The 16,367-nt window shown below is 46.1% G+C and carries 14 protein-coding genes; 7 read left to right on the forward strand and 7 right to left on the reverse strand.

All coding sequences use genetic code 11. From position 1 onward, the window contains the following. Positions 1-66 precede the first annotated feature (66 nt). Together F4V51_RS16580 and F4V51_RS16585 are read left to right on the forward strand one after the other, a co-directional pair. Positions 67-3,678 carry a chitobiase/beta-hexosaminidase C-terminal domain-containing protein gene (locus F4V51_RS16580; protein ID WP_153978882.1) on the forward strand — a complete coding sequence of 1,204 codons (3,612 nt, stop codon included), beginning with the start codon at positions 67-69 and terminating at the stop codon, positions 3,676-3,678. A 229-nt stretch (positions 3,679-3,907) separates the two neighbouring features. Continuing rightward, a complete protein-coding gene (locus tag F4V51_RS16585; protein WP_153978883.1) occupies positions 3,908-5,125 on the forward strand; it encodes an NAD(P)/FAD-dependent oxidoreductase in 1,218 nt (405 codons plus the stop codon). A gap of 153 nt (positions 5,126-5,278) precedes the next feature. Here F4V51_RS16585 and map read toward each other — a convergent pair whose 3' ends face one another. Beyond that, positions 5,279-6,019 (reverse strand): type I methionyl aminopeptidase, encoded by a 741-nt coding sequence (map, locus tag F4V51_RS16590; RefSeq protein WP_153978884.1) that lies wholly within the window; start codon positions 6,017-6,019, stop codon positions 5,279-5,281. Positions 6,020-6,589: 570 nt separating this feature from the next. Here map and F4V51_RS16595 point away from each other — a divergent pair. Beyond that, on the forward strand, positions 6,590-7,045 hold the full coding sequence (locus tag F4V51_RS16595) for a hypothetical protein (protein WP_153978885.1): 456 nt from the start codon (positions 6,590-6,592) through the stop codon (positions 7,043-7,045). A 114-nt stretch (positions 7,046-7,159) separates the two neighbouring features. On the opposite strand, the gene F4V51_RS16600 is transcribed toward F4V51_RS16595, so the two are convergent. Both F4V51_RS16600 and F4V51_RS16605 read right to left on the reverse strand, forming a co-directional pair. Next, the gene (locus tag F4V51_RS16600; RefSeq protein WP_153978886.1) at positions 7,160-7,693 is read right to left on the reverse strand and encodes a hypothetical protein; all 534 of its coding nucleotides are present in this window, start codon (positions 7,691-7,693) and stop codon (positions 7,160-7,162) included. A 104-nt stretch (positions 7,694-7,797) separates the two neighbouring features. Beyond that, positions 7,798-9,081, reverse strand: coding sequence for a DUF418 domain-containing protein (locus F4V51_RS16605; protein ID WP_236146575.1), 1,284 nt, complete (start codon positions 9,079-9,081; stop codon positions 7,798-7,800). A gap of 143 nt (positions 9,082-9,224) precedes the next feature. Between F4V51_RS16605 and F4V51_RS16610 the strand changes: the two genes are divergently transcribed. Further along, positions 9,225-9,953 carry a response regulator transcription factor gene (locus F4V51_RS16610; protein ID WP_153978887.1) on the forward strand — a complete coding sequence of 243 codons (729 nt, stop codon included), beginning with the start codon at positions 9,225-9,227 and terminating at the stop codon, positions 9,951-9,953. Further along, the gene (locus F4V51_RS16615) at positions 9,950-11,749 is read left to right on the forward strand and encodes a sensor histidine kinase (protein ID WP_153978888.1); all 1,800 of its coding nucleotides are present in this window, start codon (positions 9,950-9,952) and stop codon (positions 11,747-11,749) included. The genes F4V51_RS16610 and F4V51_RS16615 overlap by 4 nt, the downstream gene beginning before the upstream one ends. 196 nt (positions 11,750-11,945) lie before the next feature. On the opposite strand, the gene F4V51_RS16620 is transcribed toward F4V51_RS16615, so the two are convergent. Then, positions 11,946-12,917 (reverse strand): aldo/keto reductase family protein, encoded by a 972-nt coding sequence (locus F4V51_RS16620; RefSeq protein ID WP_153978889.1) that lies wholly within the window; start codon positions 12,915-12,917, stop codon positions 11,946-11,948. Between the two features lie 135 nt (positions 12,918-13,052). Between F4V51_RS16620 and F4V51_RS16625 the strand changes: the two genes are divergently transcribed. Then, positions 13,053-13,430, forward strand: coding sequence for a MerR family transcriptional regulator (locus tag F4V51_RS16625; protein WP_095286613.1), 378 nt, complete (start codon positions 13,053-13,055; stop codon positions 13,428-13,430). A 72-nt stretch (positions 13,431-13,502) separates the two neighbouring features. Here F4V51_RS16625 and F4V51_RS16630 read toward each other — a convergent pair whose 3' ends face one another. Both F4V51_RS16630 and F4V51_RS29475 read right to left on the reverse strand, forming a co-directional pair. Further along, on the reverse strand, positions 13,503-13,901 hold the full coding sequence (locus F4V51_RS16630) for a YkvA family protein (protein ID WP_153978890.1): 399 nt from the start codon (positions 13,899-13,901) through the stop codon (positions 13,503-13,505). Positions 13,902-14,310: 409 nt separating this feature from the next. Beyond that, positions 14,311-14,382, reverse strand: a complete 72-nt coding sequence (locus F4V51_RS29475) for a lipoprotein (RefSeq protein ID WP_353057529.1) — start codon at positions 14,380-14,382, stop codon at positions 14,311-14,313. Between F4V51_RS29475 and F4V51_RS16635 the strand changes: the two genes are divergently transcribed. Further along, on the forward strand, positions 14,360-15,586 hold the full coding sequence (locus F4V51_RS16635) for an alkaline phosphatase (protein WP_416226540.1): 1,227 nt from the start codon (positions 14,360-14,362) through the stop codon (positions 15,584-15,586). The two genes, F4V51_RS29475 and F4V51_RS16635, sit on opposite strands and share 23 nt — an antisense overlap. Before the next feature lie 122 nt (positions 15,587-15,708). Here the strand turns inward: F4V51_RS16635 and F4V51_RS16640 are convergent, their stop codons facing one another. After that, positions 15,709-15,897, reverse strand: coding sequence for a hypothetical protein (locus F4V51_RS16640; protein WP_153978892.1), 189 nt, complete (start codon positions 15,895-15,897; stop codon positions 15,709-15,711). Between the last annotated feature and the right edge of the window lie 470 nt (positions 15,898-16,367).

Below are 16,367 nucleotides of genomic sequence, written 5' to 3' on the forward strand. Positions count from 1 at the left end.
AGGTCTACATGAGATCCTGGCTTCTGTATTCTGCCTTGCGGTATACCACAATAAAGGAGAGCTGAGATGAAAAGTAAATCTGGTTATCGAACCTCAAGGTGGGGGATTTCGCTCCTCATTACCACGATGCTCACTTCGTTAATTCCCGTTTCTCCCCAAGCATATGCAGCAGTTCAGAGCCAGAACCAGAGACAGAATGAGAACAGCACCAGTCATACCATAACGATTGATACAAGTGATGTTATTCAGGATGATTTTCTCGGCGTTGGAGTCAATACCATTCCAACAGCACTCATGCCCGGTCAGACTCAATATGGGTATACGGAAGCCCACTGGGAGGTGGATAAAAAGCGAATACAGACCATTGAACCCAAGGTTGCCAGAGTATGGTTCCAGATCGACTGGATGGAGCCTACGAAAGGTACGTACACATGGGACAGTGCCAAAATGAAAGCTTTTTACAAATATCTCGACGCCTTTAAAACCGCTGGAACGGAAGTCGAATTGAACTTCGGCTGGAAAGTTGGATCGACCGTACACGATTGGTTCCCGATACCGGGAATTGATCCGTGGACAAGTGCACCGGCTGATCTGGATGCTTATGCGGCTTCCGCATCCGCTCTGCTTGAGGAATTGATTCATAACCGAGGATATGACAATGTGAAGTATCTGACGTTTTATAATGAGCCTAACGGAAGTTGGGACTTTGAAGCTCCCGGTGATCAGAAAGCCTATTACGCTGAGATGGTCAATAAAACAAGTGCCAGACTGACTGCGGACGGACTCCGCGATCTGATCGAAATCTGGGGGCCCGAAGAGACAGGCGCTCCTGCCTGGATTGAGTACATGAAAGAGCATGCGGATGACGCCATTGATGGATACAGCTTTCACGTTTATGGAGAATCCTACGATGGACTGGGCAGCACCTTCGCGCAGCGGAAAGAATACGTGGGGGATAAACCGCTCCATTTAACCGAATTTGGGTGGGCAGACGACAACGCCAGCAACTGGGATGCCGGATATGCAAATTCAGTGATTCAGACAGCCAATATGGGTGTGAAATCAGCTCTGATGTGGCAGTTAAATGGGGTATGGACCAATGATCCTACAGGTGGAACGAACGGTACGTATACGATGTGGGATGCATTGCCCCTGGGGCTGAACCCTCGCAAAACATTTTACATCGCTGGCATGCTGAACCGCTATATTCCTGAGCACAGTGAGGTTTTGGCTGTAGATACGAACGGCTCAACCGACGTTCGCGCAGCAGCGTTCAGAGACAACGACGGCCATTATACCGTACTCGTCGAAGCAAAAGCAGGTACGGAAAAAGAAATTACCCTGGATTTTGGCAGTACTGCGGTAAATAATACGATCCGTAAAATGGTATACAAAAACGATATCCTTCAAGAACCAAATGCGATCCTTCCACCTGTAACAGCAACTTTTCCAGGGGGAGCTATGTTAACCGATAGCAATGTGAGCGACGATTACAATGTTATCATATATACGACCCAGCCTGCAGAGACGCAAGTCAAGCTGGATAACGTAAATCCTACCGTCCGCTCGGGGGATTCCATTACGCTTGGAGCAGAGGTCATTGATAACATCGGAAGTGTGACTTGGAGCGTCGTTGGACAAAACAATGGCACCATTAACAGCGCTAGCGGCGTATATCAAGCACCCCAAGTGACAGACGAAACGTTAATCGCAGTTCGCGCAACGAGTACGGCCGATCCGTCGGCATATGGTGTCGTTCTGGTACGCGTCCTGCCTTCGTCACTGGCCGGCAAAGTTGAAGTTCCAACCTTTAGCCTAGACCGTCACGTGTTCCCGAGCTCCGAAGTGCTCTATCTGGAGACAGCGACGAGCGGAGCTCAAATCCGTTATACAACCGACGGAAGCGAACCTACAGCTCAGTCGTCCCTTTTCGTGAGACCTATTATTCTGAACGAAGGTTCACTCGCACTCTACAAGGCCAAAGCGTTCAAAACTGGTATGCAGCCTTCGGGCACCGTATCCTCTCTGTATCAAATCGGACAGATCAGCAGTTCACCAGACGGGTACAAACTCTGCATGGTTGAAAATGGCGGTGATTGTTATTTTCAGGGAAAAGCCGTTGTTTCCTACGGCGCAGATGGGTTATTTAATTATTCCATTCAGGAAGATGGTGTTGCCTGCACAAGCGCCATTCTGGGTGATCCCATTCCAGGTGTAAACAAACGCTGCTATGTAAACCCTGAAATTCCGGATGAACTTCCCGTGGTTACTTTCTTCAATGCTGGCTTTGAGAAACCTGGTACCACTTCAGCCCGGCCGGGTCCCTTGACCAACGGATGGGTGTTCGACAGCCGCTCCGGTGTGCAGCACAATAATGGTCCATTTCAGGCCCCTGCCGCGCCTCAAGGGGTACAAACAGGCTATCTGAAAACGGATGGCGGTGTATCGGGCACGCTAAGTCAATCCATCCATTTCAAGCCAGGAACATATCAAATGTCATTTGAGGCGGCTAAACGGACCAGCTTTGGGGGGACCCAATCCTTTGATGTTTATTTTGATGATCAGGTGATAGGTTCATATCAGCCCGAGTCCGGCAGCTTCGAAACGTTCAGAACAGATGCCTTCGAGACAACGGGTGGAAAACATACAATCCAATTTGTGGCGACTACGACTCAAGGGGACAACACCGCCTTTATCGATGACGTTAGAATTACACTGCCACTAACCCCTGAGGACCCCTATATCAGTAATTCAAGCTTTGAGTCACCTGTGGTTACTCATCCGACAGGTGTGTTGAGCGGGATTACTGCGGATTGGAGTTTTAATGATCAGTCCGGTATCCTGCGCAATGGCAGCAGCATGACCTCCATGAATGCACCCACCGGGCTGCAGGCTGCTTTTGTTCGAAGCCAGAATGGTGTTCAAGGTTCAATTCATCAGTCCGTAACGTTCCCGGCAGGAAGTTACGTCTTAAACCTGAAAGCAGCTGCACAGACTGCTCAGCAACCTCAGCCCGTGCAAATTCAAGTGGGCGGTCAGACAGTTGGTACCATTACCCCATCCAGCAGTACATACCAATCCTTCACGACGGATTGGTTTACCGTTGCCGATGGCTCGCATACGATCACCCTTACTGCAACGGGAACAGGCACCCATGCAACCTTTATCGATCAGATCACCGTGGAGGAAGTTGATGTACCGGATCAGGCTGTTTTGCAAAATAATGGCTTCGAACATCCGGCTATCACATCTCAGAATGGTGTAGCTGTGGGCAGCGGCGAGGCCTGGAGCTTCAAGAATAACGCGGGCAGAATTCGCAATGGCAGCGTGTTTGGCGCCTCTGATGCACCCGAAGGCACGCAGGCTGCGTATTTGCAAACCCTAAATGGTAAGCAGGGTGAATTCAGCCAATCCCTGATCTTCCCTGCGGGCAGCTATGTCATTCAGTTTCAGGCAGCCAAGCGGACCAGCTTTGGTGGACAACAGTCCTTTGATGTCTATTTGGATGATCAGTCGATCGGTTCCTTTACACCTGGAAGCGGATCTTACACTGCTTACACCAGCAATCCCTTCCAAATCACGAAGCCGGGGAAACACCAAATCCGGTTTGTGGGAACTTCAGGTACCGGCGACAATACGGCATTTATCGATGATATCGTGATTACACCGAATCCATAAAAGGTAAATCAAGCAGAAACGTACCTGTATGATCCTATAAAAAAGTGACTGCCCAATAATCTATAACTATATGAAGAGAGGATAGGCAAAAAAGCCTGTCCTCTCTTCATCATTTCCGATCTTATTTTCGATGAAATACAGGAATCGCTGTTTATTGGTCTGAATCCTGCATCGAGTTCCAGTGAGTTGCCCATACTACGTACCGAATATATATAAGGGAGAGACTCGAATGGATCTGCAGAGCGGTAAGTTATATTGGCCGACAACAATAGCTAACCCCCCCTCTTACCCTAAGTTGGAGGAGGACATATCCTGTGATGTGCTCATTATCGGCGCTGGCAGCTCCGGAGCTCAGTGTGCAAATTTCCTATGTGACCAGGGTGTATCTGTCGTTATTGTCGACAAGAGAAAAGTTGGAGAAGGCAGTACCAGCACCAACACGGCCTTGATTCAGTATGCAGGTGAGAAGAGTTTTGTATCGCTCAGCCACTCGTTTGGTGAAGAAATAGCTGCTCGTCACCTAAAGCTGTGCGAGCAATCTATTAATCATATTGAGCAAGTAAGCGGACAATTACCCATCAATCCTGATTTTATAAGACGTGATAGCCTCTATTACGCAAGCTATGAAGAGGATGTTTCCGCTTTGAATGAAGAATATGCCCTTCTACAGAAGTACGGATTTAAGGTAGATCTGTGGAATGAAGAGCACATATCCGGCTCGTACCCATTCCGGAAAAAGGCAGCACTGTACTATCATGACGATGCAGAAATGAACCCCTTAAAATTCGTATATGGACTTCTTGAGAAAGCAAAAGCTCAGGGAGGAAAGATCTATGAGAACACGGAGATAACAGGCAGACGATTCGAACAGGATTATGCCGTCTTCTACACCAAGGAACGTCGCGAAATCCGAGCCAAACATGTAATTATTGCAGCCGGGTATGAAGATAGTGATTTTAAATCCGAAAAGAATGCTACGCTGGCAAGCTCCTATGCCGTCATTACGAAGCCGATTAACGACTTTTCAAGCTGGCACAAACGAACATTGATCTGGGAAACTGCACGCCCATATGTGTATATGCGTACAACCCCGGACAATCGGGTTATTATCGGCGGAATGGATAAGGATACTTCCTTCGCTTCAACCCGTGATTCCAAAATTCTGGCGAGCAAGGACAAGCTCATTCAAGAGTTTAACAAGCTATTTCCTGACATTCCGGCCGAGCCTGAATACTACCTGGGCGCCTTCTACGGAGGCACGCATGACGGATTGCCTGTCCTCGGCCAATACGAGACATATCCCCACTGTTATATTTTGATGGCATACGGAGATAACGGAACGGTGTATAACGGTGTCCTGGCCAAAATTGTTTCGGATCAGATTCTTAATGGGTCGAGTTCGGATCTCGATATCTACCTGCAAACCAGACCGCTTAACTCCAGATAATCCAAGATAAAAACGAACTTCACGGCAAATGGATGGGTATAAACCTTAAAGTACATGCTCAGGTTCTCGTTCGCCTGGAACAAGAACCTGAGACACAAAAAAAGCCGATTTCACAATGGAAATCGACCTTCAATAACGCTCTTGTTTCTCTCGTTACTCCGTAATAATAATTGGACCATTTTTGGTCAGGATAATCGTATGTTCGATTTGAGCCACATAGCTGTTTTTGGTAGCAAAGGTCCATCCGTCATTTTTTTGGAATACTTCTTCTTCAGAAGTTGAAATAAACGGTTCAAACGCAATAACCATTCCATCCTTCAGCAATTCGTCATCCGATGTATCGTTGTAATTATAAATATGATCGGGTGCTTCATGAATTGTACGTCCAATACCATGTCCTGTAAGATTTTTGATAACCGTTAATTCATGCTGCTTGGCAGTTTGAAACACTGCTTTTCCGATGCCGCTTTTTTTGGAACCTGGTTTTGCTTTTTTTAGTCCTGCTTCAAATGCTTTTTTTGCAACGTCGCATATTTTGGTTAATACTTCGTCTCCCTCGCCAACTACAAAGGAGATTCCCGTATCTGCAAAATAGCTGTTCTTGGAGCCGGATACATCTATGTTTACGATGTCACCTTCCTGAATAACGCGCTGCCCAGGAATACCATGCGCTACTTCATCATTAACACTGATACAAGTGTACCCCGGAAAATCATATTCACTTTTTGGAGCTGACACGGCCCCTTCTTTGGCAAACAGCTCTCCGGCTATGTCATCAAGTTCTTTCGTCGTTATACCTGGAACTGTCCGCTGCACCAATTCATCCCGAATGGCGGCTACGATCTTACCGATTTCCTTCAAACCATTAAAGTCTTCTTCTGTCTTTGCAATCATTTTTTTCTACCTCACTATCTTTTATCATCAGTGCACTTCAGTAATGCTATTCTCACGAATAACTCAAACCATATAAATGAGTAACCATACCTTTAACTAAACTAACCTGACTGATTGTTGGATGTGCCTCATTATAATCTCTCCAAAATCATCGGTGTTCAGAAGTGAAACACTCGGCTATTTGAGACCATTTATTTATAATAACGCAAAGAAGAGATATTAACTATCCTGTCAATGCGAAATTTAATGCCAAAACAACATAATTTCTGCAAATTGGTTCATCCTATAAATAGGAAACAAAGTACTTTCCAGAGAGAAGGGTATCCGAGATTGAATGGGATCAATGAATGGCTCAAGCAGATTGCACATAATTACGTACTGATTGTTATTGCCGCAATCTTATTTTTTGCAGTTAAAGCCTTAATCGGGTTTATTACATATAAGCATTATGATAAACAATTAAAAATGGTAAACCAGAAGCTCAATACCCTTCTTGAGGATAAAAATAATAGGGATTAACGGATAAACTGGCTTTGTGCTAATGGTCGTTGAACCTGAGGAGTGATCAACATGTTGGGGAATATTATTTTAGGTTTTATGATCCCTGTTCTAATTGGTGGTTGGATTTTACGAAGTCAGCCCAAAATTCTTCTCGTTTTTTATCCGCTAGGAGTAGCCGCCTCTGCTTGCATTAACAGTGTAGGTTTCAACTTTTTCTGGAACATACTCCCTAACTCCAATAATCAGTCCTATACTGCTCTTCCAATGGATCTAGGCATCTACCCAATCTCAGGTTGTCTTATGATGTATGCCATTATCAAAAAAGGCGCAAAACCTTGGCTCGCCATAGTCACTACATCCGTAGTGCTTACCCTCATTGAGTGGCTGGCCAAAGAAATGGGCAGAGTCGTGTACTTCAATGGATGGAATATCTACTGGACCTCCCTTTCCTACCTTTTGCCTTTAGCTATAGCTTACGGTTATGGCCTTCTTTTCAGGAAGCTGTTCAAACATTCAGAACGATAGGAAGGGATCTACATGTCCGCCTACGCCATTTCTGATTTCTGTTCACCCGGAACACCAATCCTCTATGTCCAAAAGGAAAAGCCCCTTACATCTGTCAAAGGGGCTTTGAGTATATTATGCTTCTTCCTGTTCAGCTTGATTAGGCCCGGCCATAAGACCCTGGACAGCGCCCATGAACGGCTTGATGGACTTAATCATACCGTAGCCCATTTTTACGACGGGCACGAATTGCTGGATCATGCCGAATAATCGCATTCCTCCGCCAAGTAGCCCTCCAGCACCACCAGCTGCAGCCCCGCCACCGAGCCCGCCAAACAAGGAACCCATCATGGGCAGAAAGGACGAAACCTGCGCTTGCGACATTTGCCGCGAACGTGTAGACGGCTTGCGTGTGCCTTTGCCCTGTTTTCTTTTGTGAGAGGAGACCACCTTACTGCCTGAAACAGCCTTTCGGTTCCGGTTGGAACGATGGGAACTGTCTCCTGATGTCGGTGTGCTCAATGCGGTTCCTCCACCAGTTAGCACCACTCCACCGTTATTCACTTCAGCGATATAACCAATGTATGTTTCACCATTATGAAGAGTCACGCAGACGGGTTTGGCTTTATATCGCTTTGCCTTTAGGCGTATATCGTTGATTTTAGCCATAGAATTCACCTCGCTCTACTGAATCTCCTGTAGTTTACGCAATAAATGGACGGCTTGCCTGTGCGAATGGGACATATGTAAGGTATTCTCAACGCTAAGCATGATCAACCTGTATATCCTTGTTCAGATTTAAGCGAGTTTGCCTCCCCTTCTAACGTATACCGTGGCTTTTGTCTCTTCTTTTTCGGTTGCCCTCTCCAGGACAGATACGTCCAGATGCGCAGAATGTATTCCAGGGGGCCACTCCGGAACTTCTTGAGATAAATTGGGCTTAACCACAACTGAATGCAATAAACAGCAACAGCGATCAGCGCCCCAACGAACACGCCAGCATGCCCAAACAGTCCAAGCCCATATCCATAGAAAATCGACGTACATATTACACTTTGCATTAGATAATTCGTGAGCGAGAGACGGCCGACCGCCTCAAACCTTGCCATTAGAGCAGAACGTTGTTTTCCCGTATACAGGAGTGCAAAAGCGTAAATGTAGCCCAGTGCAAGCAGCATACCTCCAAGTGTTGATCCAATACCGGTACCGAGCCAGCTTTCTGCACCCAGCTGCGGGGCTAATACGCCGTATGCTTTAAGCAACAGTCCCACCGGAACGAGGACCGCTGTGCGGCGATAGTATGTACGTCTCATTGCTTGTGGGTTGTCAAATGTTCCGATTCTGGCGGAACGCATGCCGAGCAAAAACATCGGCAGCGTGATGATCGGGGCCAACACGATAACAAGCAAGATGAAATTTGATCCCATTTCCGCAAATGGATCGGCATTATTGCGAAAGTCCTTGATCTCCATATAGCTGCCGTTACCGTATATATCCTGGCTCTGCACAATGTAGTTGATCATGCCCTGTGACGTAGCAGCCATCGGGTCTGACGAATCAGAAGACGGGAGACCAAGAAGCCCTGCAATCGTAAGTAGTATGATGGCCCATACGAATAACGTTTTTGGCTTCCGGTTCAGGAACATCAACAGTAAGAAACCAGTAACTCCGTAAAATGCCAATATGTCCCCTTCCCACAGAAATGTCGAGTGCAGCAGCCCGATAATCAATAGAAGCAGAAAACGGCGGGCTAGATGACATTTCGGCCTTAGTCCCCTTGTTTTCAAACTATCCGATAGCTTAATCATCCCGAATCCGAACATAAACGCGAAGATTGGCATGAAGCTGCCGACCACCGTGATATTCAGGAATGAATGAAAAGCCAAGTCCGTCCCTTTAATCCCAAACAATTGCGGTTCGCTCTCACCAAACAGACCGTATTGAAAAATCAACATATTCGCCAATACAATGCCTACCAGGCTGAATCCGCGCAGTCCATCGATTAATTGAACGCGCTTTTTATTAATAATCAATTCAATCACCTCTGTATACAGCATAGTACTCCGCCCTAAATGAGCGCTAAAGTCTTCCTTAACATTTCCTTAACGCAGCCATGAAAACAACCTGCTTACTTTAAGCATCGTTAAGGTTTCTCTGGTACAATGACTATTGCAATATGAAGACAAGGAGGAAATTTCCAATGAATTCTGCAAAAATTCTAATCGTGGACGACGAAAAAGCCATCGTGCAGATGATCGAGTTCGTACTGCGCAAGGAAGGCTTCGAGGATATCTATACAGCAGACAATGCGGAAGAAGGAATGCGTCTTTTAGCGGAATATGGCGCTGACATTATCCTGCTCGACGTGATGCTGCCTGACCGCACTGGTTTTGAGCTTGGACCGCAGATTCGGGCACAATCTGACGCACATCTGATCTATTTGACCGCTCGAGCAACAGATCTGGATAGACTGACGGGCTTTGCTGTAGGTGGCGACGATTATGTTACCAAGCCGTTCAATCCCCTGGAGATAGCAGCCCGAATTAAAGCACGCTTGAGACGAGGAATTGCCGAATCAACAGTCCAATCGTTAGCAACACCTAACGCGGATCCACGTCAACGATATGATTTCGGCGGTTTTATTCTTGATGAACGCGCAGGCGAGCTGATTGTTGGCGACCAAAACATGCCGTGCCCTGCCCAAGCCTACCAACTGCTGCTGTTCCTGTGCCGCAATCCAAACATTGTCTTCTCCAAATCCCAACTGTATGAATCAGTCTGGGGCTTCGACGGACTTGGCGACGATAATACGGTCATGGTTCATGTCCGAAAAATACGCGAACGCATTGAGCCCGATCCGAGCTCACCACGTTATCTTTTGACTGTTCGGGGTCTCGGATATAAGCTCGTGAAGGGCGACTACGTATGAAAAAGCAAGCCAAAAAGATACATAGCCGCTTTACGAGGCGTTTGGGGTTACATTTTACCATCCAGTTCTTCACCATTTGGCTGTTGGTTCTCGCCATCGTATTAATTTCTTTATTCACCATTATGTATCACATAGGTAACGAACAGCTGAAGACCGACATTCCTTCAGATGTACTGGATTCACTGGCGATTGAAACCACGATCGAAGGCGACAGCGTGGAACTTCCTTCTTTCTGGCCAGCCCAGCTTGAACAAAAGGGATATTGGCTCCAGATTGTCAACGAAAGTGGTCGGGAAGTTTATAATCTAAACGTACCTGAAGACGTGCCGGAGCAGTACTCTGCTGCTGATCTACTGCGCATCAGTGACACTAGAAAGCTGAATGAATACCAAGTTACAACCTTATATGAAGAAATTCTGGGTGACCGAAATCTCTATCTGCTCGGGCGGAAAGACGTGGACGGAACGAAGCTTGAAGAGTGGTACAAACTATACTCCGAGAATGGAAAGGTTCCGGACTCCGCGGCTAGAATATTAGAAAATGAAGTGAAATCAATGGGAGTTTCACTTGTTGTTCTAAACAAGAGCGGTCATATTGTTCAGAGCTTCGGTTTCCCTTCAGGCCATGAGGAATACGGGGCCTTCGCTCTGATTCAAATGAGCCAGCAACCAGCCAAATCCAAGATCGACGTATCCTATCATTATGACCCCGCTTCCCAATATACATGGCTGATTGAGCGACCACGAGAGGAAGCAGAATCAAGTAACCAGCCGATATTGCGTACCATGCTAATCGTGTTGGTTACCATCGGCTTAGCGATTTTATTGCTGTCCCTTGGTCTTGCTGTCTGGCACGGCTACCGGTACGGCGGTCCCCTGCTATTGTTCATGAGGGGTTTCGAGCGAATGGGCCGGGGCGAGTACGAGGAGGTTTTTACCGAGAAAGAACGCAAGAAAATTTTCAGCAGAAAAGGCCGTTTTCGTGCCCGTTATAAGCTATACCATGAGGTTATCGCAGGCTTCTCTGAAATGGCAGATAAATTAGCCTTTGCCCGTAATGAACGCCTGCGTCTCGAGCAATCACGCGAAGAATGGATGACCGGCATTTCCCATGATCTACGTACACCACTTACAACCGTTCAGGGTTACGGGCACCTGCTAGAGAGTGGACAGTTCAGCTGGAGTGAGGATGAACTGAGAGAGGTTGGAGGCACAATCCGCGAAAAGAGTACATATATGCTGGAACTGCTGCAGGACTTCTCGCTTACATTTGAACTGAAAAATCATACGCCAGGTGAAAAGCTGGAGCCGCTTGAACTTAATGAATTCGTTCGACGTGCCGTTCTACGCTATGTTAACGATGCAACGCTGCAAAACGTGGTTTTCGATTTCGAAGAAAGCCCGGCTTCTCTTCCTATTTTAGCCAATTCAAAATGGTTCCAACGTTTGCTCGATAACTTGATCTCCAACGCTGTCAAGCATAACCCGCCAGGAACGGAAATCACACTGAGCGTTATAAGCGAAGGCGAGCTTGCCTTCATTATCGTCCGTGACAATGGGGTAGGTATGGACGCGGAGACGCAGTCCCGTCTCTTCGATCGTTATTACCGAGGGACCAACACCGACGAGGGAAGTGATGGCGCGGGACTTGGTATGAGCATCGCTTACGCAGTGGTGGCCGCGCACAAAGGCACGATCTTGGTAGAGTCCAGTATTGGCGAAGGTACGATGATCAAACTCACATTCCCTAGACTTGCATCTCCCGATAGCAACAGTAAACCGGAAACTCATCTCTAAAATAAGTGAACTATTTTTTTACCTTGAAACGAGATGTAAAAGTCCCTGCTGAGAAACGGCAGGGACTTTTACATTCTTCATTTTTCTAAATGGGTAGTATCCCGAATTCTACTAAGATACTTTCAGTCCCAATACGTTTGTTATTCAGTTCTCCATCTTCTACGTCGTCTGCCACTTATAACCGATTTCTCACTGTCTATCTCAACGGTGCAAAATGGCTGATTGACGATAGAATCTTCTCCGTTCGTTCGATGATCTCAGAAGGTAGTTCCAGTTCGGTTGCTTTGATGTTCTCTTCTATTTGTGTCGGTCTACTGGAGCCGATGATGGCCGAACTTACAGCAGACTGACGCAGAATCCATGCCAGAGCAAACTGGGATAACGTTGCCCCAAGCTCATTGGCCAGTTCCGTTAGCTGTGCAGTACATTGGAGCACATCTTCACGTAAGTAACTGTTGATAACCCCATTGGTTTGATCATTGGAAGCCCTTGTTCCTACTGGAATCTGCTGTCCAGGTTTGTATTTGCCCGTCAACACACCTTGTGCTAATGGAGAAAATACGATAAGTCCCAGTCCTTCCTGCTCACATTGTTCAATAATACCTTCTCTCTCGATATAACGTTCAAACATGTTGTAAATCGGCTGATTGGATATGATTGGACGCAGATTCAGGCGTTTGCCGATCCCGGAGGCTTCCGCAATCTGTGCTGCGGTCCATTCGCTGACACCCGCATACAATATTTTGCCCTGTGCCTGCAAGTCATCTAATGCCCTAAGCGTTTCATCAATTGGTGTTTCGGAATCAAAGCGGTGGCATTGATACAAATCAATATAATCGGTACCTAATCGCTTTAAGCTCGCTTCGCACTGCTCTATAATATGTTTGCGGGACAATCCACGATCGTTTGGACCCGGTCCTTGTGGGAAAAAGAGCTTTGTAGCCAGTACGTAACTGCTGCGTGGATACTGCTTCAATGTACTGCCCATTACCTGCTCCGCACCCGGATAGGAATTGGATGTATCGAAAAAGTTAATGCCCAGTTCATATGCCTGATGCATGCAGGCACGTGCTGCTTCCTCCGATGTAGCCGATCCGTAGGTCAGCCAGCTCCCCAATCCGATTTCGCTCACTTTCAATCCGCTTCTGCCCAGTCTTCTGTACTTCAACCCAATCACTCCTTCATTGAATGTTAAAATGAGAGTTTATCTCCTGAAAACGCTCTATTGAACAATCTTAGGATAGTGGTTAAACTTAGGTTTAAGTCAAGCCATTCAATCGATTTTTTTGAAAGGAAGATTTGTTTGGAATTTACGATTAAACAAGTCGCGGAACGCACCCAATTACCGCCTTCCACGTTACGCTTCTATGACCGGGCAGGTTTAATGCCTTTGTTGAAAAAGACAGAATACGGCACCCGCCAATATTCCGAAATGGATATCTGCTGGCTGGAGTTAGTCCGCTGCCTGAAGGACAGCGGCATGTCCCTGGAGGATATCAAAGCATTTATGCTGTTATGCCTGGAGGGTTCTTCCACGAGTGAACAGCGAAAGGTTATGCTGGAGCAGCATCGACAAAATATACTGAAACAACTGGATGTGCTGAACTGCAGTCTTGGTACCATTGACTATAAGCTGGAGCATTATAATGAAATTGGCATCTTTCACATCGACTCCAAATAGCATATCGATTGCTTCATATTTTATAAAAAAAGAGGCCCATCTGAATCTGCTGGTTCAGGTGGGCCTCTTCATTTAGGTGAAAAATTTATAGCAGATCGAACCAATCCAGACGGCAAAGACGATCCACACAAGGATAAACAATCCTCCTGTAATCCAATTCGTGGGTTTACCTTTCTTTCGGATCTCCTCCGCTTTGTCTCTGCAATCCCGGATGACTTCTTGAGGAATCAGCTTCAAGGCTATTGTAATGCCGAGGGGCACTATAATCAGGTCATCAAGATACCCAAGTACAGGTATAAAATCAGGGATCAGGTCTATTGGACTGAAGGCATAAGCTACTACGCCGACCGCAAATAATTTTGCATACCAAGATACCCGAGGATCCTTGTACGCCAGGTACAAGACGAATACATTCCGTTTGATCTCTCTTGCCATGGCTTTTACTTTATCGATCCATTTTATTTGTTTCATCTTTTGCCCTCGCCGTTTGTCATCGTAATGAATTGATCATAAACCATTCACCCCCGGTTTGATAGCAAATTATGAGTATACTTCACGCATGAACCTCGCAACATTTCTCCGCATCGCTTCCTTCCATCCTCGATTTTTAGAGTTACGTTTTTATACTAGGATATATTGGGGATCTGCACATGCAGGTCCTCTTTTTTGTAAATTATTTTACACAACGAATACAGAGGACTGGGACTTCTTTTACAGTCGAATGATAATCTTCATATTGAAGGACAAATGAATAAAGCTACATATGTTCATGTTTAATAATAAAAGGAGGAATTATCGTGAAATTATCCAAAAAAGTACTTCCTGCAGCTGCACTCAGCCTGGTCTTTGCCGCTTCTACCGTCTTGTCTGCCGGTCAAGCTCACGCGGTACAAGCGGTTAGTGTAGAGACAAAAAAAATCAAGAATATCATCTTCCTCATCGGTGACGGCATGGGAACGGCTTATACTTCCGCTTACCGTTATATGAAGGATGACCCTTCGACTAAGATCATGGAGAAGACGGTATTTGATCCTTATCTAGTAGGCGCTCAAATGACCTATCCGGACGACAACACACAAAACGTAACGGATTCGGCTTCCGCGGCGACCGCAATGTCTGCTGGTGTGAAAACGTATAACGCAGCTATTGCTGTCGATAATGACCATACTGAAGTGAAAACGGTATTGGAGCAAGCCAAGGAAAATGGAAAGTCCACTGGACTTGTAGCTACCTCAGAGATCACTCATGCTACACCTGCTGCCTTCGGCGCTCATGACATAAGCAGGAAGAATATGGATGCCATCGCAGATGATTATTATGATGAATTGATTAATGGCGAGCACAAAGTTGATGTACTTTTAGGTGGAGGAAAAAGCAATTTTGTACGTGATGATCGTGACTTGACCCGTGAGTTTGAACAAGCCGGTTTTAGCTACGTGACTGATCGCAGTGCCCTTCTCAAGGATACAAATAAACAGATTCTCGGATTATTTGCTGACGGAGGAATGGACAAGTTGATTGACCGTACTAGTGAAACGCCTTCGCTGGCTGAAATGACAACTACAGCCATTGATCGCCTGAGCTCAAACGAAAATGGATTTTTCCTCATGGTTGAAGGAAGCCAGATTGACTGGGCGGGCCATGATAATGACATCGTTGGTGCTATGAGCGAAATGGAGGATTTTGCTGCAGCATTCGAGGCGGCTATTGATTTTGCCAAAGAAGATGGAGAGACACTTGTGGTAGCAACCGCTGACCATTCCACTGGTGGACTTACGCTCGGGAAAGACGGGGAATATAACTTTTTCGTAGATCCGATCAAAGCCGCTGTACGCACTCCTGACTTCATGGCAGCTCAAATCGCTAAAGGGGCTTCTGTGGAAGAAACACTGAAGAGCTATCTCAAACTTGAGTTAACTTCCGAGGAGATTCAATCGGTTAAAAATGCAGCTAAAGACGCAGATGTCACGACGATCGACAATGCCATCGAAGCCATTATGAATAACCGCTCGTTCACTGGCTGGACGACAGGCGGACATACGGGAGACGACGTGCCAGTCTACGCTTACGGTCCGGCAAGTCATCGATTCTCCGGCCTGATCGACAATACGAATAATGCAGAGATCATTTTTGATATCTTGAAGAAGCATAAATAATAATCTGCCTCTCACCAGCAGCCCTTCTCTTTATCCGACAGGAAAAGGAGAAGGGCTTTTCTGTTTTAATCTAAGTTACCTTAGTGAAAGAATGGTTACTAAGAAGAAATATGCAGCTGATGTTATTGGTTTAACTTTTCCGGGTTCTTCACTTTGATCGACACCACTTCTCCGCAGTCCAAACAAACGGTATAAACCTTTTCAGACCCAATCGCCAGTTTCTTATCCACTGGACGGAGATTGATGAAGTCTGAAGCTTGCACAAATGAATTTCCTCCACAATCATGACATCTCTTTTCCGCTGCTTCCATATCGACTGATTCCTCCTAGTCATTTACTTTGCTCACCCTTATGAATGGAACTTCCTGTATTATAGGAAATCAAGCACTTTCAATATTACCGTATTAGCCAAATAAGGACAATATTAACACATGGCATAAATGACAATAACACTGCGTTTGTAACCTAAATCTAAATGGATTTAAAATCAAGAAGCTGCGTCTCCCGCGAGTCCTTGTCTATCTCAAGCTTCCCACGAACAAGGCCAGGTGCCTCATTGAACATTTGCAGGGAGCCGGATGGGCAATTCATTGATCTACAGCATGGATGTGTACTTCTCCATTCATGGACAGAAGATGAACTGGGTTTACCAATCGCCTCGTTTGATTTTAAAGCTCGCCGACTAGAGACCGAGTGAGGATAAATAGTTGATCCGATAAAACAAAAAAAGCCGCCATTCAGGCGACTTCCTCTGTGTGAATTACATGTGCGAGTTGCATGG

The organism is Paenibacillus xylanilyticus (assembly GCF_009664365.1).
GTDB lineage: Bacteria > Bacillota > Bacilli > Paenibacillales > Paenibacillaceae > Paenibacillus > Paenibacillus xylanilyticus_A.

Coding starts and splice junctions, on each gene's coding strand:
- F4V51_RS16630 (WP_153978890.1), bottom strand. CDS start 13,901: ATGAAACAAATAAAATGGATCGATAAAGTAAAAGCCATGGCAAGAGAG.
- F4V51_RS16600 (WP_153978886.1), bottom strand. CDS start 7,693: ATGGCTAAAATCAACGATATACGCCTAAAGGCAAAGCGATATAAAGCC.
- F4V51_RS16610 (WP_153978887.1), top strand. CDS start 9,225: ATGAATTCTGCAAAAATTCTAATCGTGGACGACGAAAAAGCCATCGTG.
- map (WP_153978884.1), bottom strand. CDS start 6,019: ATGATTGCAAAGACAGAAGAAGACTTTAATGGTTTGAAGGAAATCGGT.
- F4V51_RS16640 (WP_153978892.1), bottom strand. CDS start 15,897: ATGGAAGCAGCGGAAAAGAGATGTCATGATTGTGGAGGAAATTCATTT.
- F4V51_RS16595 (WP_153978885.1), top strand. CDS start 6,590: ATGTTGGGGAATATTATTTTAGGTTTTATGATCCCTGTTCTAATTGGT.
- F4V51_RS16580 (WP_153978882.1), top strand. CDS start 67: ATGAAAAGTAAATCTGGTTATCGAACCTCAAGGTGGGGGATTTCGCTC.
- F4V51_RS16585 (WP_153978883.1), top strand. CDS start 3,908: ATGGATCTGCAGAGCGGTAAGTTATATTGGCCGACAACAATAGCTAAC.
- F4V51_RS16605 (WP_236146575.1), bottom strand. CDS start 9,081: ATGCTGTATACAGAGGTGATTGAATTGATTATTAATAAAAAGCGCGTT.
- F4V51_RS16615 (WP_153978888.1), top strand. CDS start 9,950: ATGAAAAAGCAAGCCAAAAAGATACATAGCCGCTTTACGAGGCGTTTG.